Here is a 25812-nt window from a genome sequence, read left to right on the forward strand (position 1 = left end):
GTCAGCTCACCCCGTGCGCGCCGAACGTGGCCGAAGCGCGGCGGGCGGCGAGTTCCGGGTCGGGAAAGGCCCCCAGATCGTTGGCGCAGCGGAACACCTCGGCCAGGTGCACCAGGCTCCGGCCGGACTCGAGGCCCCCGATCATCCGGAAGTGGTCCTGTGCGCCGCTGAGGTAGGCCAACCAGACAATGCCCGTCTTGTAGAACCTGGTCGGCGACGTGAAGATCAGGCGGTTCAGGTCCTGCGTAGGACCCAGTACCTCGCGAAACCCTGCCTCGTCACCGGCGTCGAGCCGGGCCAACGCTGCCGACGCGAACGGCGCCACTGCCGCGAAGGCCCCCAGCAGGGCGTGGCTGTGGCGCTCGCCGTCACCGGCGATCAGGTCCACGTAGGAGTAGTCGTCGCCGGTGAACAGCTTGACCCCGTCAGGCAGTCGCCGACGCAGCTCGACCTCCCGCCCGGCGTCGAGGAGGGACATCTTGATGCCTTCCACACGGTCGTGGTGTGCGGCGATGAGGTCGACCACCGTGTCGGCGGCGACGTCGAGGTCGGTGCCGCCCCAGTAGCCACGCAGAGCGGGGTCGAAGGCCTCGCCCAGCCAGTGCAGCACGACAGGGTTCTGGGCCTGCTGGATCACGCTGGAGTAGACCCGTAGGTAGTCCGCGGGTGACGCGGCGACGGCTGCCAGGTGCCGGCTGGCCATCAGCACCACCCGCCCACCGAGCTCCTCGATCGATGCCACCTGCTCCACGTAGGCGTCGATGACCTCGCTCAGGCCGGGGCGGGCATCGGCGGCGAGTTGGTCGGTCGCCACACCGACCACTACGCGTCCGTCGTGGGCTGCCGCCTCTCGCAGTGTCCGACCAGCTAGTTCACGTGCCTCTGACCACCCGAGGCCCATGCCGCGCTGGGCGGTGTCCATGGACTCGGCGACGCCGAGGCCGAGGGCGAAGAGCCGTCGCCTGGCGGCCATGGTGGCGTCCCAGTCGATGTCGACGCACCCACCCTCGGCGCTGGCCGTCCACGGCTGAGCCACGACGTGGGCAGCCGCGTAGGCCGTGCGGGACGTGGCCGGCCGAGCCGAGACGGCCAGCTCGGCCGGTGCGTTCATCGTGATCTGCCGGGTCCGGCCATCGGCAGCGGGGATGGTCACGGTGGTCATCAGAGAGATCCTCCAAGCAGGATGCTGTAATCGCTTACGACGGGCCTTGCGCCCACGTTTGAGGCGGTGTTACATGTCACACAGCTTGCAGGACGCACGAAGACGCGGTCAAGAGAAAGCACTTACAGGAGGATCTGTGAACGTCAAGGGAGCTGTCATCGACCGGGTCGGCGGCAAGTGGGCCGTCCAGGAGCTCGACCTCGTCGAGCCCGGACCGACCGAGGTCCGGATCAAGGTGATGGCGTCGGGCCTGTGCCACTCCGACGACCACCTCGTCACCGGCGACATCCCGAACCTGCTGCCCATGGTGGGCGGTCACGAGGGCTCGGGAATCGTCGAGGCGGTCGGCAGCGCCGTCACGCGGCTGGCCGTCGGAGACCACATCGCCACCGCCTACCTGCCCGCCTGCGGGGTCTGCAACTGGTGCGCGCAGGGCATGCAGTACATCTGCAACACCGGGGCCGGCATGGAGAACGGGTTCGCCGTCGATGGCTCCCCGCGCTTCCGGACCCTGGACGGAACCCCGGTAGGGGCCATGCAGCGGCTGGGCACCTTCGCGAACTACTTGGTCACCGACCAGGCCCAGGCAGTCAAGATCGACCGGGAAATCCCGTTCGACGTCGCAGCCCTGGTCTCCTGCGGGGTCGCCACCGGCTGGGGGGCGGCGGTGAACGGCGCAGGAGTCCGGCCGCGGGACACCACCCTGGTCGTGGGGGTCGGCGGGGTCGGCATGAACGCCGTCCAGGGCGCCGCGCACGCCGGTGCAGCCAACGTGATCGCCGTCGACCCCGTCTCTTTCAAGCGGGAGCAGGCCGAGGAGATGGGAGCAACCCACTCCTTCGCGTCGATCGCCGAGGCCATGCCGTTGATCCACTCGGTGACCGAGGGGCAGGGAGCGGACAACGCCGTCCTCACGGTCGGGGTCGTGGACGGCGGACTCATCGCCGAGGCCTTCGCCGCACTGCGCAAGCAGGGCACCTTGGCCGTGGTGTCCATCGGCCAGAACGAGCCCGGCATCCCGATCAGCCCACTGGAGCTGGTCGTGTACGCCAAGCAGCTGCGCGGGGTGCTCTTCGGGAACTGCAACCCCACCCGCGACATCCCCGCGCTGCTCGACTACTACCGCAGCGGCCACCTGCGCCTGGACGAGCTCATCACCCGCCGCTACGGGATGGACCAGGTCAACCAGGCATACGAGGACATGCACGCGGGTCGCAACATCCGCGGCGTCCTCGTCCACGAGCACTGAGCGGTACGCCCGCAGCGACGGCCGACATCCGAGGCAGGGGAACACCATGACCACCACCGAGCAGCAGACCCGAGCGGCCCAGCCGGCCGACGCGCCACGGGTCTACGGCCACCACATCGGCGGGCGCGAGCTCCAGCCAGCCGAGGACCTGATCCACCGCCGGGCACCGGGAACCGGTGAGGTCGTGGCCAGCTGGTCGGCCGGGACCGCAGCGGACACCGAGATGGCGATCGCAGCTGCCCGCGCCGCCTTCGACGCAGGCACCTGGAGCGGGCTGCCCGGTGTGGAGCGGGGACGCATCCTGCTGCGCGTCGCCGAGCTCATGCGGGCCGACGCCGACCGCCTCGCCCGCATCGAGGCCGACGAGTCCGGGAAACCACTGGTCCTCGCCGCCGGCGACGTCGCGGGGAGCATCGACCTGTTCGAGTACGCCGCCGCCGTGACGATGACCTCCACCGGGGAAGCCCACACCAACCTGGGGGAGGACTTCACCGCCTGGGTCGTCAGGGAGCCTGCCGGGGTGGTCGCCATGATCATCCCCTGGAACTTCCCTCTGCTGCTGCTGGCCCAGAAGCTGCCGTTCGCCCTGGGCGCGGGCTGCACCGCGGTGGTGAAACCGTCTGAGTTCACGTCGGGGACGGCGCTGGAGCTGATGCGGATCCTGCGCGAGGCAGGTGTCCCCGACGGGGTCGTGAACGTGGTCACCGGCACCGGTCCGGCGACTGGGCAGATCCTCGCGGAGAGCCAGGACGTCGACCTGCTGTCCTTCACCGGCAGCACGGCTACCGGGCAGGCAATCACCGCGGCCTCCGCCGGCAGCATCAAGCGCCTGTCCCTCGAGCTCGGCGGCAAGGCCGCGTCCATCGTGTTCGCCGACGCCGACCTCGACGACGCCCTGGACGGGGTGCTCTTCGGTGTCTTCTTCAACCAGGGCGAGTGCTGTGTGTCCGGTGCGCGGCTATTGGTCCAGGAATCCATCGCCGACGACTTCGTCGCCAAGCTGGTGTCGGCTACCCAGCGGATCGTCGTCGGCGCACCGCTCACCCCAGGCTCGGAGCTGGGCGCGATGATCAGCCCTGAGCACCTCCAGACCGTGCTGGGCCACATCCAGCGGGCCGAGGAGCAGGGGGCACGCGTGGTCGCCGGCGGCCACCGTCTCACCACAGGTGAGCTCGCCGCCGGCGACTTCGTCGCCCCGACCATCATCGACGGCGTCGCACCGGACCACGCAGCGTTCCGTGAGGAGATCTTCGGACCCGTCCTGACCGTCACCCGGTTCCGCGACCTTCCCGAAGCGGTCGATCTGGCCAATGCCACGCCCTACGGCTTGGCCGGTTCGGTGTGGACCAAGGACATCGACAAGGCCCTCGACACCGCCCGGCAGGTTCGGGTCGGGCGGATGTGGATCAACACGACCATCGACGGTGCGCCCTCGTTGCCCGCCGGGGGCATGAAGCAGAGTGGCTACGGCCGCGAGATGGGTCGGGCGGGGTTCGACGAGTTCACCGAGATCAAGACGGTCCAGGTGCGCACCGGCCCCCGGTCCCGTGTCTTCGGGGGGTGGACGGCATGAGCGTCGCCGCCGCGTCCCCGATCCGGACGACCCCCGGCCGCCGCGCCGCCCGCCCGGCCGTCTGCTCAGCCGAGGAAGCAGTCGACTCCATCCCGGTGGAAGGCGCCACCATCGCGCTCACCGGGTCCGGTGGCGGGATCCTGGAACCGGACGTCCTGCTCGACGCTCTCGAGCGCCGCTGGCTGCTGACTGCAGCACCTCGCGGGATGACCATCGTGCACGCCTTGGGGATCGGGGACCGCAAGACGCGCGGCACCAACCACCTCGCCCACGCCGGGATGGTCACCAAGGTCATCGGCGGGCACTGGACGTGGTCGCCGACGATGATCGAGCTGGTCCGGGACAACACGGTCGCCGCGCACTCCTTGCCCGCCGGCGCCATCAGCTTGCTGCTGCGGGAGATCGGGGCTCGACGACCTGGACTGATCACCCGCACTGGCCTGGGCACCTTCGTGGATCCACGCAACGGCGGCGGCCGCTTCAACGATGCCGCGCAGGACGAACTCGTCGAGCTCATCGAGCTCGACGGCGACGAGTACCTGCGCTACAAGCCGTTCCCGGTCGACGTCGCTCTGGTGCGTGGGGACACCATGGACCCGGCGGGCAACATCTCCTGCGCGCACGAGGCAGCCCAGCTGGACGTCCTGGCGGTGGCGCAGGCAGCGAAGGCCTCGGGCGGGATGGTGATCGCTCAGGTCAAGACGCTGTCGGACACCCCTCTGGACCCCCGACAGGTGCACCTACCCGCGGTGCTGGTCGACCGGGTGGTCCACGCGCCGGCCCAGCAGCAGACCTACGCCGGCGAGTACGACCCCGCGCTGTGCGGAGAAGCGCCGGCCGGCCCGCTCATCCCGGCCTCCGTCGACCCCGTCAGGCAGCTGATCGCCCGCCGGGCGGCCGCCGAGGTGCACGACGGCGACGTGCTCAACGTCGGGTTCGGGGTCTCGGCCCTGGTGGTCGACGTGCTGGCCGAGGACCGCCGCCTGGACACCATCACACTGGCCATCGAGCAGGGCCTCATCGGTGGTGTGCCGACCACCGGTGACCTGTTCGGGGCAGCCCGAGGTCCGGCGGTCATCCACGCCTCCACGACGCAGTTCGACCTCTTCGCCGGTGGCGTCCTCGACGTGTGCGCCTTGGGCATGGCACAGGTGGGCGCGGACGGTTCGGTGAACGTCAGCAGGATCGCCGGAGGAATCGTCGGCCCCGGCGGCTTCATCGACATCTCCCAGAACGCCCAGCGGGCCATCTACTGCGGCACCTTCACAGCCCGCGGCCTCGACATCGAGGTAGCAGACGGACGACTGCACATCCGCCGCGAGGGCAGCGTTCCCAAGTTCGTCGCCGAGGTGGACGAGGTGACCTACTCGGGTCCGCTGGCGGTGCAGGAGGGCCGCGAGGCCATCTACGTGACCGAACGAGCCGTCTTCACCCTGACCCCCGACGGTCTGGAACTGACCGAGGTCGCCCCCGGGGTCGACATCGAGCGCGACATCGTCGCCCACATGGGGTTCACCCCCCTCATCCGAGACCCACGACCCATGGACGCCGCGCTCTTCGCCGGCGTCGCCGCCGCGGCCGCCCGATAGGAGAAGGACATGACCGCACTCACCAGTTCCGTCCCGACCGACGTGTTCGGCGCCGACGAACGCGATGTCATCCGGCAGTTCGTCGACGAGAAGGTGCGACCCCTCGCCGAGGAGCTCGACCTCACCGAACGGTTCCCGGCCGAGATCTACGCCGAGATGGGCAAGATCGGCCTGTTCGGCATCACCGTCCCCGAGGCCCTGGGTGGGGCAGGGGCCTCGCCGTTGGACTACCTGCACGTCATGGAGGCCCTGTCCTACGGGTACTCCTCCGTGGCCGACCAGTGCGGGCTCGTGGAGATCGTCGGCTCGTTGCTCGCCGCCTTCGCCTCACCGGAGCAGCAGGCCGCCTACCTCTCGCCGCTGCTGCGGGCCGAGAAGACCTGCGCCTACGCCATGACCGAGGCCGGCTCCGGATCGGACCTGGGCAGCATCAGCACCCGGGCGGTCCGGGACGGCTCGGACTGGGTGCTGACCGGCGAGAAGATCTACATCCACAACGCCCCCGTGGCGGACTTCGCCGTGGTGCTGGCCGTCACCGATCCGGTGAAGGGCAAGCGTGGCGGGATCTCCGTGTTCATCGTCGATCTGGACGGGCAGGGAGTCACCCGCGCCTACCACGAGCACAAGATGGGCCAGCGCGCGAGCCAGGTCGGTGGTCTGGTCTTCGACGAGGCCCGCATCCCCGGGGAGGCGCTCCTCGGTGAGGAGGGACGAGCCTTCGGGTACATGATGGAGGTGCTCGCCAAGGGCAGGCTCGGCATCGCCGGGCTCAGCCTCGGCATCAGCCGGGCCGCCCTCGCCGCGGCAACCACCCAGGCCCTGGACCGCCAGCAGTTCGGCGCGCCCATCGCAGCCAACCAGGCCATCGCCTTCCCCCTGGCCACCCTCGCCACCGAACTCCGCGCAGCGGTCGCGCTGTGCACGGACGCGGCCCGGGCGCTCATCGGCGGGGACGCCCAGGCTGCAGTGCTGTGCTCGATGGCCAAGCTGTTCGCCTCCGAGGGCTGCAACCGACACGTCGACGCCGCGCTGCAGGTGTTCGGAGGCTCGGGCTTCATCCGGGGCTACGAGGTCGAGCGGCTGTACCGCGATGCGCGCATCACCCGCATCTACGAAGGCACCAGCGAGATGCAGCGCCTGATCATCAGCCGGTCCATCCTGCCGCGGCGGGCGGCGTGACGGCCCCGGGCAGGACGGCCCTCCGGCCGTCCCGAGCAGCAGACGGCGACCGCTTCCGCGGGCGCAGTGCCTTGGTGACCGGGGCCGCCGGCGGGATCGGGTCGGCGATCGCCCGAGCCCTGGCCGGCCAGGGCGCCGACGTCGTGCTGCTCGACGCGGCCGCCCACGTCGGCACCGTGGCCACCGACCTGGGCGGTCTGGCCGTGTGCGGCGACCTGACCGACCCCGCGATCACCGACGCGGCCGTCGGCCTGGCCCTAGAACGCCACGGGCGCCTCGACATGCTCGTCAACGCCGCAGGCATCCAGCTGCGAGTCCCGGGAGTCGATGTCCGCGACGAGGACTGGGAGCGGCTGCTGTCGGTCAACCTGACCGCGGCCTACCGACTGTGCCGTGCCGCCGCCCCCGCGCTCGTCCAGACCCGTGGATCGATCGTCAACATCACGTCGTTGTCCGCCGATCGAGCCGTTGCGGGAATCGTCCCCTACGGAGCGACGAAGGCCGCCCTGTCGCAACTGACCAAGGGATTGGCGGTGGAACTGGGGCCCGAGGGTGTTCGGGTCAACGCCGTGGCCCCCGGATACATCGAGACGCCGATGACGGCGGAAGTGCTCGGACAGGAGGATTTCCGGACCCGCGTCCTCGGCCGGATCCCGCTGCGGCGGCTGGCCGATGGCGATGACGTGGCCGACGCCGTCGGCTTCCTGCTGTCGGATGCGGCTCGGTACGTGACCGGTGTCGTGCTGCCCGTGGACGGCGGGTACTCCATCACGTGAGCCAGCAGCAAGGGGCACCGCACGCGGACCCACCCGTGCAGATCGGCCAGTCGGTCACCTTCGCCAAGACCGTCTCGGAATCCGACGTCTACGGTTTCGCAGGCATCACCGGGGACTTCGCCCCCAACCACGTCGACGAGTCCTTCATGGCCGGCACCCGCTACGGCGGCCGGATCGCCCACGGAGTCCTCGTGCTGGGCTACACGTCCACAGCATCGACCCAGATGGCCGCCTCCCTCGGTGGTCATGCGGTCTCCCTCGGCTATGACCGGGTGCGGTTCACCGGTGCCGTGCGCTTCGGGGACACCATCACCGTGCACTACCGCCTTGCCCACTGGGATGCCGACCGACGACGTGCGCACTCGGACATCGAGGTGCGCAACCACCACGGAGAGGTGGTCCTCGTCGCCACCCACGTTCTCGCCTTCGTGGAACCACCTGGGCCCATCGATGGGTGAGCGGCCGCTTCGGGTGGCTGTGGCGCCCGACAAGTTCAAAGGGTCGCTGTCCGCAGCGGCAGTCGCGGAAGCCATGACGCGTGGAATCCATCGCGCCGCGTCCGCCGCGGAGGTCCGCAGCATTGCGGTCGCCGACGGGGGAGAGGGCACGCTGGCCGCAGTCGCAGCGGCCGGTGCGCTCCTGGTTCCGACCAGGGTGACGGGGCCCACCGGCCGACCCGTCGACACCCACGTCGCCGTCCTGGACCGCACGGCCTACGTCGAGCTGGCCGACTGCTGCGGCCTGCAGCGTCTACCGGGCGGCAAGCTGGCCCCTCTGCGAGCGGGCACCAGGGGAGCTGGCGAGGCCGTCCTCTGCGCACTGGCCCAGGACGTCGACACCGTCGTCGTCGGAGTGGGCGGCAGCGCCTCCACCGACGGCGGGATCGGTTTCCTCGACGCGTTGGGCTTCCACCCGCACGCGCAGGACGGCGCACCACTGGCAGCGACGGTCGAGAACCTGCACCTCGTCACGGGCTTCACCGCGCATCACGTGCCCGAGCACCTCGCCTCCATCCCGCTCGTGATCGCGACGGACGTCTCCAATCCCATGATCGGCCCCGAAGGGGCGGCTCACGTCTTCGGACCCCAGAAAGGTGCCAACCCCGAACAGGTGCGTTTCCTCGAGGATCAGCTCGCGCATCTCGCCGCGGTCTACGCAGCCGAGGCAAGGGATCCGGAGTTGGCAGAGCGGCCGGGTACCGGCGCGGCCGGCGGTATCGCGGCAGCAGCAGTGGCACTGCTGGGCGCCAGCATCAAGTCCGGCGCCCAGGCTGTCCTCCAGCTCTCCCGGGCAGCCGAGACCATCGACTGGGCTGACCTGGTCTTCATCGGCGAAGGCAGCCTGGACGAGCAGACGCTCCGTGGCAAAGCCCCGAGCGAGGTAGCGGCCCTGGCGCAGGCGCACCGCACCCCGGCGTATGCCGTGGCTGGGCGGATCGACGCCCCGCTACCGGCATTGCGCGCTCGGGGCATCGCCGATCAGGTGTCGCTGGTAGAGCTCGCACGCCTCGACCAGTCAGACACCTACGCCCACGCGGAGCGGTTGATCGCGTCGGCGACAGCACAGCTGGTGGAACGCCACCGCTTCCGCTCATCCCGACAACACCTCGAGGAGATCTCGTGAACATCGTCGTTCTTGTCAAGCAGGTCCCCGACTCCGGCAGCGAGCGTGCGCTGGACAGCTCGGACAACACCGTCGCCCGCGCCAGCGCGGACAACGTCATCAACGAGATGGACGAGTACGCCGTCGAGGAGGCGCTGACGGTCAAGGAGTCGCAGGGCGGTGAGGTCACCGTGCTGACCGTCGGCCCGGCCGGCGCCACCGACGCGATCCGCAAGGCGCTGTCCATGGGCGCCGACAAGGCCGTGCACGTGACCGACGACGCGATCCACGGCTCGTGCGCGGTGCAGACCTCGGCCGTCATCGCCGCGGCGCTCTCGCAGCTCGAGTACGACCTGGTGATCTGCGGTGCCGAGTCCACCGACGGGCAGGTGTCGGTCATGCCGGCCCTGCTGTCCGAGCGCCTGGGTGTGCCGCACCTGTCCGGTGCCCGCAAGCTCACCGTCGACGGCACCTCGCTGAAGGTGGAGCGCCAGACCGATGGGGGCTTCTGGGCCCTGGAGGCGCAGACCCCGGCGATCGTGTCCACCTGGGACACCATCAACGAGCCCCGCTACCCCTCGTTCAAGGGGATCATGGCCGCCAAGAAGAAGCCGGTGACCACCCTGTCGCTGGCCGACCTGGGCGTCGACGCCGGCTCGGTGGGCCTGGCCAGCGCGACCAGCCAGGTGCTGGACTTCGCCGGCCGCCCGCCCAAGGGCGAGGGCGTGAAGGTGACCGACGAGGGCGACGGCGCCGAGAAGCTCGTCGGCTACCTGGCCGCCCAGAAGATCGTCTGACCCGGTAGCTCGAGGAAGAGAGGCAGTCATGGCTGAAGTCCTGGTCCTGGTCGAGGTCGCCCCCGACGGCTCCGGCGTCCGCAAGACCACCCTGGAGGCACTCACCGCCGCCCGCGTGCTGGGTGAGCCCTCGGCCGTCGTGCTCGGTGCCCCCGGCACCGCGGCGTCGGTCAAGGACGCCCTGGCCGAGTACGGCGCGGCCAAGGTGTACGTCGGTGAGTCCGACGACATCGATGCCTACCTGGTGGCCCCCAAGGCCGAGGTGCTGGCCCAGCTGGTGGCCGACCGCTCGCCGGCCGCCGTGGTCATCCCCTCCACCCCGGAGGGCAAGGAGATCGCCGGTCGTCTGGCGATCAAGACCGGCTCGGGGTTCCTGACCGACGTCACCGACATCGCCGCCGACGGCACGGCCACCCAGGTGGCCTTCGCCGGCGCGACGGTCGTGCACTCCAAGGTCACCACCGGCACCCCGATCTACACCCTGCGCGGCAACTCGGTCACCCCCGAGCCGGCCGCCGGTGCCGCCGAGGAGGAGACGGTCACCGTCGCCGTCTCCGATGCCGCCAAGCAGACCCGGGTGGTCGACCGGGTGGTCGAGCAGAAGTCCGACCGCCCCGAGCTGACCGAGGCCTCGATCATCGTCTCCGGTGGTCGCGGCGTGGCCTCGGCGGAGAACTTCTCCGTCATCGAGGGCCTGGCCGACTCCCTCGGTGCCGCCGTCGGCGCCTCCCGGGCCGCGGTCGACTCCGGCTTCTACCCGCACTCGTTCCAGGTGGGGCAGACCGGCAAGACCGTCTCGCCGCAGCTCTACATCGCCGTCGGCATCTCCGGGGCCATCCAGCACCGGGCCGGCATGCAGACCAGCAAGACGATCGTCGCGGTCAACAAGGACCCCGAGGCGCCGATCTTCGAGCTGGCCGACTTCGGCGTCGTCGGCGACCTGAACACCGTCGTCCCCGCCGCGACGGAGCAGATCACCGCCCGCGCTCGCGCCTGACCTGTCGGAGGTCGCTCGATGGTGTCGATGAAGAGCACGGAAGCGCGAGGTGGCCGGCACCGGGCTGGCCTGGACTGCGGTGCCGTTCTGCACTATGCCGGACAAGGGCTGGTGCCGGAGGTTGGCCAACGCGTGCCGTGTCTTCGGCACGGGTTCTGCGCCGTGGTCAGTGCGGAGCACCCCGGCGAGCGGCACCCTCCTGGCGTTCCGCGTTCTCCACGTAGAACCCATGATGAGCTGGTAGCTCATCTGGTGGACATGGGCCCGTCCTCACTGCGAGAGCTGCGCCGTCACCGCTTCACGCTGCGCTTGGTCACCGACGCTCAGCGCTGTGGCCTCGTACAGATCGATGCAGTGTCCGAAGCGGTGCGGCTCTGTACGGGTAGAGGAGTTCCTGAAGCACCTTCACTACGGTGCGAGCCGTGATGAGGGTGGCGCCGGTATGAGTACCCGGTACGGGCTGGGGGAGCCTGACCCTACGTGGGATCTGGCTGCTGGCTCAGTACTGGTCGCCTCGGAGAAGTTCCAGGCTCATCTCCAGGCCACGGCCGGAACGCACCCGCTTCCGAGGCTCTCCATCCTGACCGCGTTGTCACGGCTGGCGGACAAGCTGGGAAGGATCCAGCATCTAGACCTGCAGCAGCTCAGCTCGGATCTGGATGAGATGTTGGCGCACACCTCGGGTTGCTGCCGCCCCGATGCTGCAGATCCGGGCCCGTTCCTGGAGCTCGTGCTGGTCACCGAGCTATCTGATCTGCACAGTCAAGGTTTCCTGGGCAGGGGGCGCGCGCGGAGCACCATGAGTTTCCACCTGGCGTGGCCGGAGCGAGGACGCTGACCAAGCCGGGCGTGATGGCTGGTGCCCCCCTTCCCCGGGACAAGCGAGACCCGGGAGCACCGGGCAGGTTGCCCAGCCACAGCCTCCCCGGACCATGACGACCCACGTCACCCGGCGATCGCAAAGGCCGGTGCCCGTGACCGAGACTCGGCTGGTCGCGCTGGCCCAGCACATCGGCCCGGTGCACCCCCGCTCCGCAGACCGCGGGGGCCCACCTGACCCACCACGACGTGGACCTCCCGCGATCCCCTCCTGGGTGGCAGCGACCGCCGCTCAGGCCGCCGGGGTCGTCACCCCGGAGTCGGTGACCGTTCCCCGGGTGATCTTCAGCCGGCGCTGTGCCCGGCGGGCGACCCACGAGTCGTGGGTGACGACGATCAGGGTCAGACCCTGCTCGCGCCACAGCTGCTCGAGCAGCTCGATGATCTCGTCCCGGGTGGCTTCGTCCAGGTTCCCGGTCGGCTCGTCGGCGAGCAGGACCTTGGGCTTCCGGACCAGTGCCCGGGCGATGGCCACCCGCTGCTGCTGGCCACCGGACAGCTCCAGGGGGAGGTGGGCACTCCGCTCGCCCAGACCCACGGACTCCAGGGCCGCGGCTGCCCGCTCGGCCCGCTCCCGGGCGGGGACGCCGAGGGGGACCAGCGCCGTCTCGACGTTCTGCTGGGCGGTCAGCGTGGGGATCAGGTTGAAGCCCTGGAACACGATGCTGATCTCGCTGGCCCGCAGCTGGGTGAGCCTGGCGTCGGAGACCTTCGCGAGGTCGTCGCTGCCCAGCAGCACGGAGCCCGACGTGGGCCGGTCCAGGGCCCCGAGCATCTGCAGCAGGGTCGACTTGCCCCCACCGGTCGGGCCCTGGATGGCGACCATCTGGCCGTCGGGGATCGTCAGGTCGACGTTCTTGAGGGCTTCGACCTTCTTCTTACCGGTGGTGTAGGTCTTGCTGACGTCGGTGAGCGTGTACACGGTGTCTCTTCCTGTCGAGGGGGAGGTCAGTCGATGCTGCGCAGCGCGGCGGCGGGGCGGAGCCGGGAAGCGCGCCAGCCGCCGATGACGCCGGCGAGCAGCCCGCCCGCCACGGCGATGCCGACCCCGATGCCGATGAAGCCGAGATCGACGGGGGCGTGCAGCACGGTCTGGACGGTGCTGCTCACTGCCTGGCCGCCCCCGGCGCCACCGCCGGGGCCGCCGAACGCGCCGCCGTCGGGAGCACCGGCCCCGGCCGCCGACACGGCGGTCCCGCCGGTGGTGCCGGCCAGGCTGATGCCCGCGGCGTTGAGCGCGAGGATCGCGCCGAGGCCGAGGACGAGACCAGCGACGCCGCCGATCAGCCCGGTGACCAAGGACTCCACGCCCACCTGGCGGACGATCCGCCCGTTGCTCCAGCCCAGCGCCTTGAGCGTGCCGAAGTCGCGGGTCCTGCGGGTCACGCCGGAGATGGTGAACAGGACGGCGAGGGCGAAGGCCGCGGCCAGCACCGCGATGGAGAGCCACTTCCCGAGGTTCTGCACCAAGGAGGACGCCGAGGACAGCGAACCGGTGACGCTCGAGGCGAGGTCGGCCTGGGTGGTGACCGTCGCATCGGGCAGGGCCGTGCTGATGGCCGCGGCCGCAGCGGAGACGGTGTCCGCGCTCTCGGCCTGGACGTAGACGTTCGTGACCTGGTCGGTCAGCCCGGACAGGGTCTGGGCGACGCTGATCGGCAGGTAGACGTCGGACAACGTGGTGGCCGAGTCGTCGCTGGAGAGGATGCCGACCACCTCGACGGGGGTGCCGGTCAGGGTGATGGTGCTGCCCACGGCGAGGGTCGCGCTGTCGGCGTAGCTCTGCGAGATCAGGGCGACGTCGGCGGTCGCGTCGGCGGTGGTGAAACCGCGGCCGTCGGCGACGGTCGCACCGGCCAGCGGGCCCAGCGCGGTGGCGCCCGGGGTGATGCCCTCGACGCTGAAGCTGTCGACGTCGAAGTTGCCGCCGCCGAATCCGCCCCCGCCCTGCCCGTCTGCCTGTCCGTCGGCCTGTCCGTCGGCCTCGCCTCCCGTGGCGCCCCCGGTCGGGGGAGCAGCCTGCGCGGTGCCTGCGTCCGGCAGCTGGCCGCTGAAGGTCTGGTCGTTCAGCACGAGGGTGGCCGTGGCGTCGGAGACCCCGTCGGCCCCGGTGATGGTCGCCAGCACGTCGCTGCTCATGGCCGTCGTGCCCCGACCGACGGTCAGCTGGTCGCTGGCGACGGTCGTCGACCCGTCGGTGCCGGTGGTGCCCGCTCCGCTGCCGAAGGAGAACTGACCCCGGCCGCCGTCTGCGCCGGGCTGGGCGGCCTGGGTCACGGTGATGTCGGTGCCGACCCCGTAGACGGAGTCCAGGACGTCCGCCTGGGCGTTCTTGACGCCGGCGGATGCCGCGTTCACGACGAGCACGAGCGCGATGGCCAGCGCCAGACCCACGGCGACGATAACGGTCTGCCGCATCCGCCCCCTGAGCTCTCGTCGTACGTAGGTCAGCAGCATGGATCTCCTCGAGACGGCGACCGGCCCCGGGGCCGGTCAGACAGGTGATGCCCCGCGGACCCCTCGGTCGGCGGGCACAGAATGGGTCTGCCGCCATCGTCCGGAGGGACATGTGACTGGGCCAAGAGCTGGTCAGCACCGAGCCTGTGAGTCGGCGCCGTCAGGGGACAGGGTGATCGCTCCCCGGACAGGAGCAGTCGTCCCGCCGGCGCATGGTGGGCCGGGACCGCGGACCGCGTCGAGACGTCCCGGAGACCTCAGTGGGCCCTTGGCCCGTCCACAGCGGACGCGTAGGACACACGGGCACGGTGATCGGCATGACCGCAATCGCCTCCCGCCCGGCGGAGATGGACCCCATCTCGCGTGACCAGCTGACCCGACCGGACGGCAGTCCCCTGCGGGTTCTGGTCGTGGACGACGAGCCCTCCATCCGGGAGCTGCTCGGCCTTGCTCTCCGGTACGAGGGCTGGGACGTCGCGACCGCCGCCGACGGCGCCGATGCGGTCCGTACGGCCCGGGAGACCCGGCCGGACGCGGTCCTGCTGGACATGATGATGCCGGGGATGGACGGCCTGGAGGTCCTGCGGCACCTGCGCGCCGATCTCCCGCACATACCGGTGATCTTCCTGACGGCGAAGGACGCCGTGGAGGACCGCATCGCCGGTCTCACCGCCGGCGGTGACGACTACGTCACCAAGCCCTTCGTCCTGGAGGAGGTGGCGGCCCGGCTGCACGGCCTGGTGCGCCGCACTCTGCGTGGTCCCGACGACGGTCTGCTCGTCGTCGGGGACCTGGTGCTGGACGAGGAGGCGCACGAGGTCACCCGCGGCGGTGACGCCGTCGTCCTGACCGCAACCGAGTTCAAGTTGCTGCGGTACCTGATGAGCAACCCTGGGCGCGTCCTGTCCAAGGCCCTGATCCTCGACCGCGTCTGGCACCACGACTTCGGCGGGCAGGGCAACGTCGCCGAGCTCTACATCTCCTACCTGCGCCGAAAGATCGACGCCGGCCGTGCCCCGATGATCCACACGTTGCGCGGCGCCGGGTACGTGCTCAAGCCCAGTCGCTCCTCATGACCCCGGTGACCCCACCTGCCGCCGTCAGGAGACGCCGTCTCCTCGCCGCCGTGGCCCCATTGCTCGTCCTGGCCGGAGCCATGACGATCCCGGCCCTGGGAGGAGCGGGGGACTCCCTGGACACCGCAGCCGCAATCGGCGCGTCGACGCCCAGCTCCGGTCCCGGCAGTGCGGTGAGCGTCCAGGACGGTGGGACAACCGCAGACCCGACCGCTGCAGCGGCCGTCCTGACCGAGGTCGAGGACATCGCCGCCGCCGCGGGAGGGACCATCGAGGTCACCGTCCTGGACGCCGACGGGAAGGCCCTGCTGTCCTCTGCCGACGCGTCGACGCCGGTGTACACCGCGTCACTGGTGAAGCTGCTGGTGGTGCACCAGATCCTCCTGCAGGCCGAGACCGGGACCCTGGTCCTCACGTCTGCGGACCTGCAGCTCATGCAGGCGGCGATCGAGGCCTCCGACGACGACGCGATGAACCAGCTGTGGGTCGACTTCGACGGTGATGCACTGGTCGACTCGGCCGTGGAGACCTTCGGCCTGACCGGGACCGCTCCGCCCGCCGACGCCGGGCAGTGGGGGCAAACCACGACCACCGCGGCCGACTACGCGACGGTGCTGGCCACCTACGCCGACACGCTGACCGACGCGGACGGGGACCTGCTCACCGGCTGGCTGCAGTCCACCACCTCCACGGCCGCGGACGGGTTCGACCAGGACTTCGGCCTGCTGTCCCTGGATCTCGACCAGGTCGCAGCGAAGCAGGGGTGGATGTGCTGCCTGGACGACACGCGGTGGCTGCACTCCACCGGTGTCCTCGCCGACGGCACCGTGCTCGTCCTGCTCGGCACGTTCCCGGAGTCGACCAGCTGGGCCCAGGCGGGAGAGGCGCTCGACGCAGCTGCAGCCGCCACGATCGGCGGCACCTAATGCCGGACGAGGACGTCCGCGTCCCCTGCGCCGACGTCATCACCTTCCTCCCGCAGGTGTCCGAGCAGCGCTGACCATCACCGGCGCGCGGAGGCCGTTGACGAAACAAGGCGACGAAGCCCGTCAGGCAATGCGTTCAGTGCGCTCCTGGCGACGAGTCCGAGATGCGCGGGGCGACGACGGTGACCCCAGGCTCGGGTGTCACCGTCGCTGCCACACGGCCAGGGTCGCCTGCATCGCGTCTTCCATGGTGTCCAGCGTGCCGATCAGCATGGCGGGGTTGTCCGGTAGTGGTGTCAGACCCAACGTTTGGCACCAGTACGCCGCGATCTTGTTCTGCGTCGCAGTCCATGCCCTTTGCTCGCTTGGGCTCAGTTCGCGGTCGGGGTCGGCCAGGAACGGTGTGCGATCGCGTGGTGCGGCCTTGGTCAGCATCAGCGTTCCTGCGTCGGGCGCGAGCAACTGCACCGACCTCGCCGACGCCCAAGCTCCGACACCCCAGCCTCGGACCTGCGGGATGACCTCTGCGACTCGCAGCACCAGAAGGCGGTCAATCCAGTCTTGGTCAGTGAGGTCGTAGCAGACCTGGGTCAATACGTCGTCGCGGCCGGCGATCGGCTCGACGACGTCCAGGAGGTCTTGAGCGATCGCATCGGCCGCCTCGAGCAGATCGGAAGTGTCATCCAGGTCCAGACGCCGCATCCACCGGTCCAGCTCCCCGACCACCAGCTTCATGGTGTCCTCGTCGTGGATCGGGTCCGAGCCTCGCCAGCCGGAACCGTCGGTCGGCAGGTCCTCGCGAACCCCGCCGTCGACGTACCAGGCCGCGTAGATCGACCCCTCCCAGACCTGCCAGCCGAACTCGTCGGCTTCGCTGCCCTCGCGACTCTCGGCACGCGTGGTCAGAACGAGCTCGAGGAAGTCCGGGCGCCGCCACGGTCGTACACGGTCATCGCCGTCCGGACCGTTGGGCTGCTGCGTCATCATTGGCCTTCCGTCTGCGACACCGCCATCTAACGGCCCCCGACCTCCTGTGCGACATGAGACTGCCTCGCGCCTCAGCCCCAATCGTGTGGTGTCGATGATGGGCAGCGGCTCGCAGCCGCTGGCACCCACGGCTCTTGACCGCCATCTTCGATCGTTCGTCGCAAATGCGCCGGACACCCGTTGCATGGCGAACGAGCGCCGGGCGCGCAACAACCTGTTGCGCTATTTCCCCACAGCTTGTGGGGGAATAGCGGTTCTTGCGCGGACGCCTCAGCACCCCCCGGTTGGCCTACACCGCGAGCGACCGCTAGCCGCTCACACGCTCATCAGAACAGCTAGCTCCGGATGCTGAGCAGAGTGCCGTCGCGGTACGCGGTGGCGTAGATGAAATGGTCGCCGGCCGCGGTGACCAATCCCGTATCGGGATTGGCGGCATCGGTGGGCGCCAGGTGGAGGTGGGCCAGCTCCAGGAGCGCAGCCCGCATGGCGGCCAGCGACACCGGCATGTAGAGGCAGACGTTCAGCATCTCGGTGGTGACGACGATGGCGTCCGCCCCGTCCACCGCGAGAACCACCTCCGCGCCGTCCGGGGTCATCCTCGGAGTCAGTGTCGCCCGTCGCCCGCCGTGTTCGACCGTCGCAGCGAGCGCGCCCAGGTCGACGAACCGGATGAGTTGGATCTCGCCTTCGAGGAGTCGGTGACGGGTCTCGCCAGGCAGGGGGTAGCTGGACGTTGACCACAAGCGGTGGGATGACCGGTGCCTGACCTCTGACAGGAAGGTCATGACGGGGATGTCCGCGTGGGGTTGGCGCGGCATGGCGGCAGCGATTGCGTCTGGTGGTGTTTGCAGGGTGCAGGCGAGCAGTCTGTCGTTGGCGGCGAAGTCGTGGATCGCGACGGCACCCTCGGTCGCGCAACAGCGCTCGAGGAGGCTGGCAACAGACGCGAAGTCCGGATCGGGTAGGTCGAAGTTGAACGCCTGCAGCACGGTCCCGTCTGTGTTTTCCAGCCGGCTCGTGGTCAGGTAGGTCTCGGCGGACTCGCCGCGCTCCCGCTGCCGCGCCAATCGTCCCCAGGATGATGTCCGCGTCGGCATGGTTGTGTTCTTGCACTCCAGCACCACCACGCCTTGCGGGGAGACGCCGACGAGGTCGCCGACCCCGATGAGCGTGGTCAGGTCCGCGATGATCGGGATCAGACCGGCGGATCTCATGTCCGCAGCGCATTCGAAGGCGAAGTCCAGATTGGCACCCTGGGCGGTCAACGACGGTGGCTTGCCGGGGTGCTTCGACAGCGTCCGGATCGTGTGGGGCTCGACCAGCCGGTGCACGAGCCCATCGGCGAGGACCCGGAGGAGACGGCGGTGCCGCTTCAAGTCATCCGGCGAGGTGCCGGTACCCCCTGACTCCGCCGCGATGATCTCGTCGGCCAGCCGCCGCTGCCAGGTCAGCACGTCGCCTTCGCCGGGCAGACAGGCCAGGTCCAGCATCAGTCTCCGGCGAATCGCGCCCAACCCGATGTCGTCGATCATGGTCGACTCGGCGGGGACTCGCCTCGGAGCAGGGCCCGCCCGGCGGCCAGCTGGGCATGGATCATCGGGGCCGTGATGGGGATGGACGCCTCGCCCCGTCGTCTGACGATGCTGATGAAGGTGCCCTCGGCCCGGCCGTCGACGATCGCGCCGTGCACAAGGAAGGGCTTGAGCTCCTCGGGCTGCGGTGGGACCTCGATCAGCATCACCATCCCGCCCTCGATGGGCACCTGCTCGACCGCCAACCCGAACACCGGCGGGAAGATGCGCTCGTCGCACACCTGCTGGTACCGACGGTCCATGCCGGCCTGAAGGGGTACCGCGGTGACCTTGCGGATGATCTCCCCGCCCGGGACAGCCTTCGTCGTCATCCCCACCACGACGACTCCACCATCCTCAGCGTTGGCGAAACGGGCCACCGACTGCGCCAGCGCGATGCGACCGGCGGTGCCGGTGAGGTCGTAGTGCTGGCTCTTGACGTCCAGCCAGTGACCTTCCGGTTGGCCCACCAGAGCGCGCAGCTGCCCACCACGCACTAATCCTGCGACCGACTCCCGCGTCAGCGAGCCCGCTGACGCGGCTTCCAGCAGCATCAACACCTCCGAGCCGAGGTCGAACAAGTCCCGCAGGCTGCGGCCCCTGGTGGGACATCGGAGGGCAAGACGCCAGATCCACGGCTTGGTAGCCGAGTACGGGTCCACCGCCCAGGCCGCGACGACGAAGCCAGATCGAGCCAGCACCGGCTCGACGAGGGCGACGTGGGCAGCCGGTGCCCCCTCGTCCTCGTACAAGTCGGACTGGTAGGTGATGTCCACCACGAGCTGATTCCCCTCGAGTGAGAAGGACACCGGCTCGACCGGAGCGCCGTCCTCGGCCATCCACTCCTCGTCGGTCGCCGTGATCAGCACCCGGTCCGTGTAGGCGTCCTCAGATGCGAGTCGGCGAAGCAGCCTCTGCAGATCGGTGGCATGGCTGCCTGCCAGGTCATCGGGATGGATCACGACGGCCTCATCCGAATGCTCCCGGCGTCGGTCGCCGAACCAGAACACCCGGCCCTCCCTGTCCGCACGGACGGTGGAGACGCGCCGAGACTTACCCTTCGAGGCCACGCAGCCAGTCTCGTCACCGACCTGACCTAGCGGCCACCCCTTCACCAGAACGGCGCCTGGCGTCGTCGAACAGAAGGAGGTGAGGCCATGACAAGAACCCTGACCTGAATGGGCGACCGACCAAACCCGCCCCGGGCGGTCAGCACCACGGATCCATGTTGTCGCCGTAGGCGACGAGCGGTGCGCAGCACCGCCATCGGTCGGCGTAACAGAGCGTAGAAGGCAGCGCTGCAGATCCCGGGCCAGTACTGGCATGTAGGGCGCACGGCGTGGTGGTGCGGCCCGTCACGCGTGGTCGGCCGGACACGGACCCTTGCGCCGTTGCTGCGGTCCAGGACCTGTCGGACTGGCCCCGACCGAGGCCATCACGCCACCCGCCAGGAGTTCGACATGCGCTCGAAGCAGCCCCGGATCGACCTGATCCATGAGCAGACGAAGAAGGTCTACGGGCACGTGCTCGTCAAGGAGAAGGCACGTCGACATGCGCAGCCCTTCACGATGGTCTTCTGCGACGCGATGCTGGCGCTGCTGAGCACCGAGGGCAGACGCGACGAGTCCGACAGCAGGTTCACCCTCGTCCACATGAGAGTCCTGCTCTACCTCCTGGCGAGCGTTCAGTACTTGAACTGCGTCCAGAGGTTCGTCACCGAGATCGCCGACGACCTCGGCCATGATCGGAGCACTGTGAGTCGGGCACTGGACGTGCTCGCCGAACGGGAGCTGATCCGCAGAGAGGGACAAGGAACCGGTCGGCCCACCGTGTTCCACCTGCACCCCACCCTGGCGTTCAGGGGGAAGGCTGGTCAACGAGCGGCTGTGCTCCGCGAGCGGTGGCCAGAGCTCCGACTTCCGGCTGTGATCGATCAGTTCCCTCGTAGGTTCCCGGACATGGGCCAGCCGTAGTGCTTGGGATGGCTGCGCTTGGAGCGGGGCCGCGGACTGTCAGCTTCATGTGCAACATCCCCGCGGGCGGCGCCCCGGCCCTGAGCGGCCAGAGAGACGCCGCCACGGGTTCAGACGTCCTGGTGGCCGTTGCCGAGGCGATTCATGCGGCGGATGCCGACGAGTGGACAGTCCTCGAGGCATGGGTTCATGCAGTCACGACGGTCACGGTCGCAGCTCTCGCAGCAGTCCCCGAGGAGTTCCACGACCTGTTGTGAACAGCTGGCGCAGCGGCGGACCCCTCCGCGCCGTCGGGAAGCCACCTGCAGTCAGGACGGCAGCTTGTCCGGTGCGGGTGGTGTGCCTGGGCCGGCGAACTGGACCGAATAGAACGGCCCGTACCGCCCGGGCTCGATGCTGACCACCACGGCCGGGTAGCGGTGGCCGCCCTCATCAAGCAACTCGAGACTGGCGCCGACCGACAGCTCAAGCCCGTCGAGGTCCACCGCGTGGAGATCAACGCGGCCCAGTTGTCGTTCCACCGGTCCGAGCTCGCGCGAGACGGTCAGCATCGTCACCTCCTCGCTCGACGTGCAGCCAACGAGCCTGGTGCACCGCCCTGCGGTGATGTCGGTCCTGACTCGTTCTCCCGTCCACGCTAGCGGCGGCGTGCAAGCTGCATGCGCTCACCCGACGACCCCACGCTTTCTGCGGCGGTGGGCCATGACGCAAGCCGGTGCCGTGGGGTGGAACGCGACCGGGCCGCGCGGGGCCAGCCCGGCCGGTAGGTCAGCTCGTACTCAGCTGCTAAGGCAGATCGACGACCTGGCCGGTGAGGTCGTCGAAGACCTGCCAGACCCAGCCATCCGTCGAACTCCGCGGTTCCTGGGCTCGTATGTCGCCACTGGCAGAGCACTCGAGAAGTCGTTGGCGCTCGGCTCCCTGTTTCGCCGGCAGGGACCACGGCCAACCGTCACGCCGATGCCCATCAGGCCTCGGGGATCGATGCAGTCTCGTTCGCCTGCCCATACGGACCACTCGTCATGGCCTCGCGCTTTCGCGCATCCGCCGTAGCGCCACTCGCGGACGACCCGTCGGTCGGCACAGGGTCCGCAGACCTGTACTGCCAGGCGAGTGACAACCCGCTCCGGGCGCAGCTGAAACCCCCGAAGCTGTTGCGCAGGTGAGCTTCCTGGTCGGCGGCGGGCAGGTCGAGCAGCTCGCGGACGGCGGCCTCGAAACGGTCGTACTCGGTCATGTGGCTACGGCTTGGCGCCGTGGCCACATGACCGAATGGGTTACGACTCGACGGTGGGTGCCGTGGCTGCCCGGTATGCGGCACTGACCGACTGGGGCAGGCGACCGTTGTCGGCGACGAGCAGACCGCGTTCTCGAGCCCACCGGCGGATCAGGCCGGCTTCGGTCGTCCGGGTCACCCGGCGGCACTGCTCGTCGTGCACAGTGCGGTGGCGGCCCGTCTTGCGGATGCTGCCGGGTCCTCCGCCCTCATCGATCGTGCACTGCGGGGAGCGGCAAACCGCGTACTCGACCTTTCTGCTGGTGATCCGCCTGCTCTCAGCGTTCGTGCAGCCGCTTCCGTGCCAGGTGCGGCGGCCGCGGCCTTCCTGCCGGATGCTCCCGGGGCCGCCACCCTGGTCGATGGTGCAGAGGGCGTAGGCGCATCGGGTGTGCGTTCCCGACGTCCTGCCGGCCCGACACAGGTCGTCATGCCACACCGGCCCGCGGTGGTCGTCCCACATCCATGTTGCGCCGGGTCCGAACCCGACGTCCTTCCGGCAGTCGAGTGCCGCGCACGGCTCGGTGCGCCCGGTTCGGCGAACTTGGGCGTCGGACCAGGCGACGTAGCTGTGCGGGAAGCGGATTCGGCGGGCCGCCGTGAACATGGGGTGGTCTGGGGGAGTTGCGGCTCGGGTGCAGTGCCGGCAGATGACCATGGCGCCGAGTGCGAGGACCTCGACAGCGGGGACCAGGACGGTGGCGAAGCGCTCTGCACAGTCGTCGAAGGGGCACAACTGCAGGCCGATTCGCTTGCGGTCGGGATCGAGTGATCCGACGGTACGGCCCTTCCAGCCGGTGGGATGCCCGGTGGTGGGCACGCGACGCAAGGCGGGCGGGTAGCTCGACTGGCCCTTGATCAGCGCGGCGGACGCGTCCAGGACGCGCCGGTGTCGGCGGTCGAGAGGGTCGAGGACAGCAGCGAGAGCGTCTGCGCGGACGCCGGCGGCACGATCCGCAGCCGAGGCGACGATGGTCAGCTGATCGAGGCGGCGGTCGACGTTCAAATCGAACGACCAGACGGTGCCCTGTCCAGTGCGCCGACCCGAGGGCTTCAGCGCGCCAGTGAAGACCGCCTGCACATGGTCGGTGAAGGGTGTGCGACGACTGCTCTTCACGCCGGTGGCGTAGTCCCACAGGATCCGCGTGGTCTCCGGGATGGGGCAGTCGACGGCGGCCGCGAGCAAGGCGTCGTCCGGGAACCGACCGGTTTCGCGAAGGTGGTGTGTGATCGCCCGGCTGACGTCTTGGCGGCTGCTGCCTGCGGCCGGGATGTCGTCGATGGGCTGACCCTCGCGCATCCGGCGCGCGGCCATCTCTGCGGGGCGGGAGGTCGTCGTCTTGCCACCGCGGCCGCGGAGGTTGTCGACCGGCACACGGATGCCTTCGATGGTGACCGTCTCGCCCGACGTCGTCGCCAGGAGCACGTCCGCCACCAGGTCCCACTGCAGCTCGTCCGTACCCGGCTCGAAGCGGGCTCCGTGGGGAAGCGTGATGCGGAGAGCGTCCAGGAAGGTCGCCGGGGCGGCGCCGGTGGCATAGCAGCCTCGGAGTCCGACGACGAGGTCGCGGGGGTCGCTTGCGTCCAGGTTGGGCAGTGAGGACGCGACGGATGTGGGCACGGGAGCGTCGAGGAAGGTACGGAGCGCCTGCCGCTGGACCCGGTAGCTGGACCACTGCTCGCTTGCTGTCTCGATGGCAGACTCCAGCTGCGGGTCGTCCTCCTCGAGTCCCTCCCCGCGCAGAGCGGACACCGTTCGGTCGTAGCCCTTCGCCAGCCGTTGAGTCTCTGCCAGACGCTCGGTCAGCTGCCGGGCCCGCTCGGCGTGCTCAGCAGCGGGGTCCGAGGCGTGGGCTTCGGCAGCGAGTCCGGGGGAGAGGACGGTCCGGTGGTGATCGAGGGTGAGGCCTTGGTCGAGCAGGCTGCGGACGCCGGCGGAGATGAGGTCCGCGACGGCTGCAGTGACATCCTGTCCACGGAAGTTCGCCAGCGGGACGGTGGTCTTCCGGTTGATCCCCCCGTTCCTGCCAGGGGGGCCGGTCTCCTGGTGGACCTCGATGTTGGGGCCGGCCGACGCGGTGGTGGCGTGGCTCCGGGTGAACAGGCGGGGCCCGCGCTCGTCCCCGTCCAGGCGCCACGTCGAGAAGAGGGTCGCGGCAACACTGCCTGCACGTGGTCCGCCCCGCGTGCGCTGGCTTGACTGCTCGGCGAGCGGTGCGGCGCCGGTGGCGGGCTGGCGCGGTCGTTTGCCGGCGTCGTCCACGCCGCGCACTGCCAGCAACCGGTTCCAGCCGTCGCGCTCCTCTTCGTCGCTGAGTCCGGTGATCCATCCCCGGCGCGGTTCGCCGTCTGGTCCGGTGACTGTTGGCTTGGGGAACGGGAGGCGGAAGGCGATGGAGCCGAGTCGGTCTGGTTGCCCGTCGGCGTCGAGACCTTCCCATCGGCGGGTGAGCACGTGCCCGGACCCGACCCGGAAATGGTTGTCGGTGACCCCGACGAACTCGACCTCGAGTTCGCCGTCTCGGTAAGCCTCCAGCTTGCGGCCGACGAAGAACCGCTTGGCGGCTGAATCGCCGAGCTGGTCGACCGGGACGTCCAGAGTCTTCGGGTCTCCTGAAGTGACCCCACATGCCGCCAGCTCGGTGAGTATCTGGTTGTTGGTGAGGCTGAGGTCCAGTCCGGTCTGGAACAGCCTCGCCACCGAGGTGATGTGCTTGTCGTCGACGTCCAGGCGATGGCAGTCCGGCGCATCCTCGGCAGGCACGCGGCGCCCGCCGAGGGGGACCATGCCATCGCGGTAAGGGAAGAAGCCCAACCGTGCCTTATTCAGCCGGCCGACGAACCGCCGCTGACGGCCGATGACCGACTCCACCTCGGAGCCGTAGGCGAGGAACATCCACATCATCCGGGCGTGTGGGCCGTCGGCCGGATCGATGTGCAGGTCCTTGGCCTCGAAGGCTGCCCGCTCTCGTGCGGCCACGTCGTAGACGTCGTTCGCTGAGGACATCGTGCGGACGAACCGGGTGGGGTCGAAAGCGTGCACGAGGCTTGGGTGTTCCCCGTCGTCGTACTCACCCGCGTCTCGGCGAGCCATGAAGTCCGGGTCGGCGAGCCCGTGGAAGGCGGGGTCGGCGATGGACTCGCAGACGTGACGGGTGAAGGCGTTGCCGTTCTCCTCGTCCATGCCGGCTGCCGTCGATGCGTAGCAGATGAACCGGCTGCTCCCGATGACGACGCTGATCCCAAGGAAGTCGTTGCGGCCTGCCCGGGTGAGGACCTTGAGGCCGTGCTGTTCCTGCCATCGGAGACGGTGCCTGCGGCCCGTTTCGCTGGATGCCTTCATCATCTCGACCTTGAAGTCGCCGAGGAAGGTCTTCACATCTGGGAGGTGGCTGTACTGCTTGAGCACCTCGAGCTGGTTGGCGCTGCCCTTCTCGTCACCCTTGCCACTGACGCGCAGGATGAAGATGCGGAAGATCGTCTTGCCGACGGTGCGAGCGTGACTGCTGTTCATGGGTCCCTCCGGAGCGTGGTCTGACCGAGACCGTGCTGGCCCGACCGGCCAGCGCAGTCGTCCCGGTCCGATGACCACTCCGCGCGCCAACCCGCCAACCGAGCATCCGGTTCGAGAGTTGGCGCCCTGAGCCGTACGACTGGGGACTGCGGCTGACAGGCAACGGCTTGCTCTGCGGACGCACCCAAACCGGCAGCGAGACGGCCACAGGCTCCGCGCGAGGGCCTCC

General features: G+C 69.6%; 22 protein-coding genes. 13 read left to right on the top strand and 9 right to left on the bottom strand.

Translation table 11 applies throughout. The features are described from left to right. Window position 1: 1 nt before the first annotated feature. Window positions 2–1162 carry a dihydrodipicolinate synthase family protein gene (locus BLS67_RS05680; protein WP_091241237.1) on the bottom strand — a complete coding sequence of 387 codons (1161 nt, stop codon included), beginning with the start codon at window positions 1160–1162 and terminating at the stop codon, window positions 2–4. A gap of 136 nt (window positions 1163–1298) precedes the next feature. On the opposite strand from BLS67_RS05680, the gene BLS67_RS05685 reads away from it, so the two are divergent. The 9 genes from BLS67_RS05685 to BLS67_RS05725 are packed head-to-tail and all read left to right on the top strand — an operon-like array spanning window position 1299 to window position 10924. Then, complete coding sequence (locus BLS67_RS05685; protein WP_242653849.1) at window positions 1299–2411, top strand: Zn-dependent alcohol dehydrogenase; 1113 nt, start codon at window positions 1299–1301, stop codon at window positions 2409–2411. 46 nt (window positions 2412–2457) lie between these two features. Continuing rightward, entirely contained in the window at window positions 2458–3984 is a 1527-nt protein-coding gene (locus BLS67_RS05690) for an aldehyde dehydrogenase family protein (RefSeq protein WP_091241242.1), read from the top strand. Then, window positions 3981–5573 carry an acyl CoA:acetate/3-ketoacid CoA transferase gene (locus BLS67_RS05695; RefSeq protein WP_091241919.1) on the top strand — a complete coding sequence of 531 codons (1593 nt, stop codon included), beginning with the start codon at window positions 3981–3983 and terminating at the stop codon, window positions 5571–5573. The genes BLS67_RS05690 and BLS67_RS05695 overlap by 4 nt, the downstream gene beginning before the upstream one ends. Window positions 5574–5582: 9 nt before the next feature. Beyond that, on the top strand, window positions 5583–6752 hold the full coding sequence (locus BLS67_RS05700) for an acyl-CoA dehydrogenase family protein (RefSeq protein ID WP_091241257.1): 1170 nt from the start codon (window positions 5583–5585) through the stop codon (window positions 6750–6752). Continuing rightward, complete coding sequence (locus tag BLS67_RS05705) at window positions 6749–7528, top strand: SDR family NAD(P)-dependent oxidoreductase (RefSeq protein ID WP_091241260.1); 780 nt, start codon at window positions 6749–6751, stop codon at window positions 7526–7528. The genes BLS67_RS05700 and BLS67_RS05705 overlap by 4 nt, the downstream gene beginning before the upstream one ends. A 35-nt stretch (window positions 7529–7563) precedes the next feature. Continuing rightward, window positions 7564–7986, top strand: coding sequence for a MaoC family dehydratase (locus BLS67_RS05710; protein ID WP_091241263.1), 423 nt, complete (start codon window positions 7564–7566; stop codon window positions 7984–7986). Between the two features lie 19 nt (window positions 7987–8005). Further along, window positions 8006–9151: a glycerate kinase gene (locus BLS67_RS05715; RefSeq protein WP_165617490.1), complete on the top strand. Its 1146-nt coding sequence runs from the start codon at window positions 8006–8008 to the stop codon at window positions 9149–9151. Further along, window positions 9148–9927 carry an electron transfer flavoprotein subunit beta/FixA family protein gene (locus tag BLS67_RS05720; protein WP_091241268.1) on the top strand — a complete coding sequence of 260 codons (780 nt, stop codon included), beginning with the start codon at window positions 9148–9150 and terminating at the stop codon, window positions 9925–9927. Before BLS67_RS05715 ends, BLS67_RS05720 begins: the two co-directional genes overlap by 4 nt. A gap of 28 nt (window positions 9928–9955) precedes the next feature. After that, complete coding sequence (locus BLS67_RS05725; protein ID WP_091241271.1) at window positions 9956–10924, top strand: electron transfer flavoprotein subunit alpha/FixB family protein; 969 nt, start codon at window positions 9956–9958, stop codon at window positions 10922–10924. Window positions 10925–12035: 1111 nt separating this feature from the next. Here the strand turns inward: BLS67_RS05725 and BLS67_RS05735 are convergent. Beyond that, window positions 12036–12725, bottom strand: coding sequence for an ABC transporter ATP-binding protein (locus BLS67_RS05735; protein ID WP_091241281.1), 690 nt, complete (start codon window positions 12723–12725; stop codon window positions 12036–12038). Window positions 12726–12751: 26 nt separating this feature from the next. After that, window positions 12752–14221, bottom strand: a complete 1470-nt coding sequence (locus BLS67_RS24700) for an ABC transporter permease (protein ID WP_207500336.1) — start codon at window positions 14219–14221, stop codon at window positions 12752–12754. 356 nt (window positions 14222–14577) lie between these two features. Here BLS67_RS24700 and BLS67_RS05745 point away from each other — a divergent pair, with 356 nt between their 5' ends. Next, window positions 14578–15336 carry a response regulator transcription factor gene (locus BLS67_RS05745; protein ID WP_278247109.1) on the top strand — a complete coding sequence of 253 codons (759 nt, stop codon included), beginning with the start codon at window positions 14578–14580 and terminating at the stop codon, window positions 15334–15336. 173 nt (window positions 15337–15509) lie between these two features. Next, entirely contained in the window at window positions 15510–16262 is a 753-nt protein-coding gene (locus BLS67_RS05750) for a serine hydrolase (RefSeq protein WP_091241293.1), read from the top strand. Window positions 16263–16463: 201 nt separating this feature from the next. Here the strand turns inward: BLS67_RS05750 and BLS67_RS05755 are convergent, their stop codons facing one another. The 3 genes from BLS67_RS05755 to BLS67_RS05765 form a co-directional block, all read right to left on the bottom strand. Beyond that, window positions 16464–17246 (bottom strand): hypothetical protein, encoded by a 783-nt coding sequence (locus tag BLS67_RS05755; protein ID WP_131801679.1) that lies wholly within the window; start codon window positions 17244–17246, stop codon window positions 16464–16466. 338 nt (window positions 17247–17584) lie between these two features. Next, window positions 17585–18781 (bottom strand): hypothetical protein, encoded by a 1197-nt coding sequence (locus tag BLS67_RS05760; RefSeq protein ID WP_091241301.1) that lies wholly within the window; start codon window positions 18779–18781, stop codon window positions 17585–17587. Beyond that, a complete protein-coding gene (locus BLS67_RS05765; RefSeq protein ID WP_131801680.1) occupies window positions 18778–19830 on the bottom strand; it encodes an ATP-binding protein in 1053 nt (350 codons plus the stop codon). Before BLS67_RS05765 ends, BLS67_RS05760 begins: the two co-directional genes overlap by 4 nt. Window positions 19831–20280: 450 nt before the next feature. Between BLS67_RS05765 and BLS67_RS05770 the strand changes: the two genes are divergently transcribed. Beyond that, entirely contained in the window at window positions 20281–20793 is a 513-nt protein-coding gene (locus BLS67_RS05770; protein ID WP_091241307.1) for a MarR family transcriptional regulator, read from the top strand. 47 nt (window positions 20794–20840) lie between these two features. Beyond that, window positions 20841–21050, top strand: coding sequence for a hypothetical protein (locus tag BLS67_RS05775; RefSeq protein WP_131801681.1), 210 nt, complete (start codon window positions 20841–20843; stop codon window positions 21048–21050). Between the two features lie 51 nt (window positions 21051–21101). Here BLS67_RS05775 and BLS67_RS05780 read toward each other — a convergent pair whose 3' ends face one another. From BLS67_RS05780 to BLS67_RS05790, 3 genes are all read right to left on the bottom strand, one after another. Further along, entirely contained in the window at window positions 21102–21344 is a 243-nt protein-coding gene (locus BLS67_RS05780) for a hypothetical protein (protein ID WP_091241312.1), read from the bottom strand. A gap of 416 nt (window positions 21345–21760) precedes the next feature. After that, a complete protein-coding gene (locus BLS67_RS05785) occupies window positions 21761–22030 on the bottom strand; it encodes a hypothetical protein (protein ID WP_091241315.1) in 270 nt (89 codons plus the stop codon). A 40-nt stretch (window positions 22031–22070) separates the two neighbouring features. Further along, window positions 22071–25583: an Lsr2 family DNA-binding protein gene (locus BLS67_RS05790; RefSeq protein WP_165617491.1), complete on the bottom strand. Its 3513-nt coding sequence runs from the start codon at window positions 25581–25583 to the stop codon at window positions 22071–22073. Window positions 25584–25812 lie beyond the last annotated feature (229 nt).

Origin of the sequence: Klenkia soli, from assembly GCF_900103975.1 — a bacterium.
GTDB classification, from domain to species: Bacteria; Actinomycetota; Actinomycetes; order Mycobacteriales; family Geodermatophilaceae; genus Klenkia; species Klenkia soli.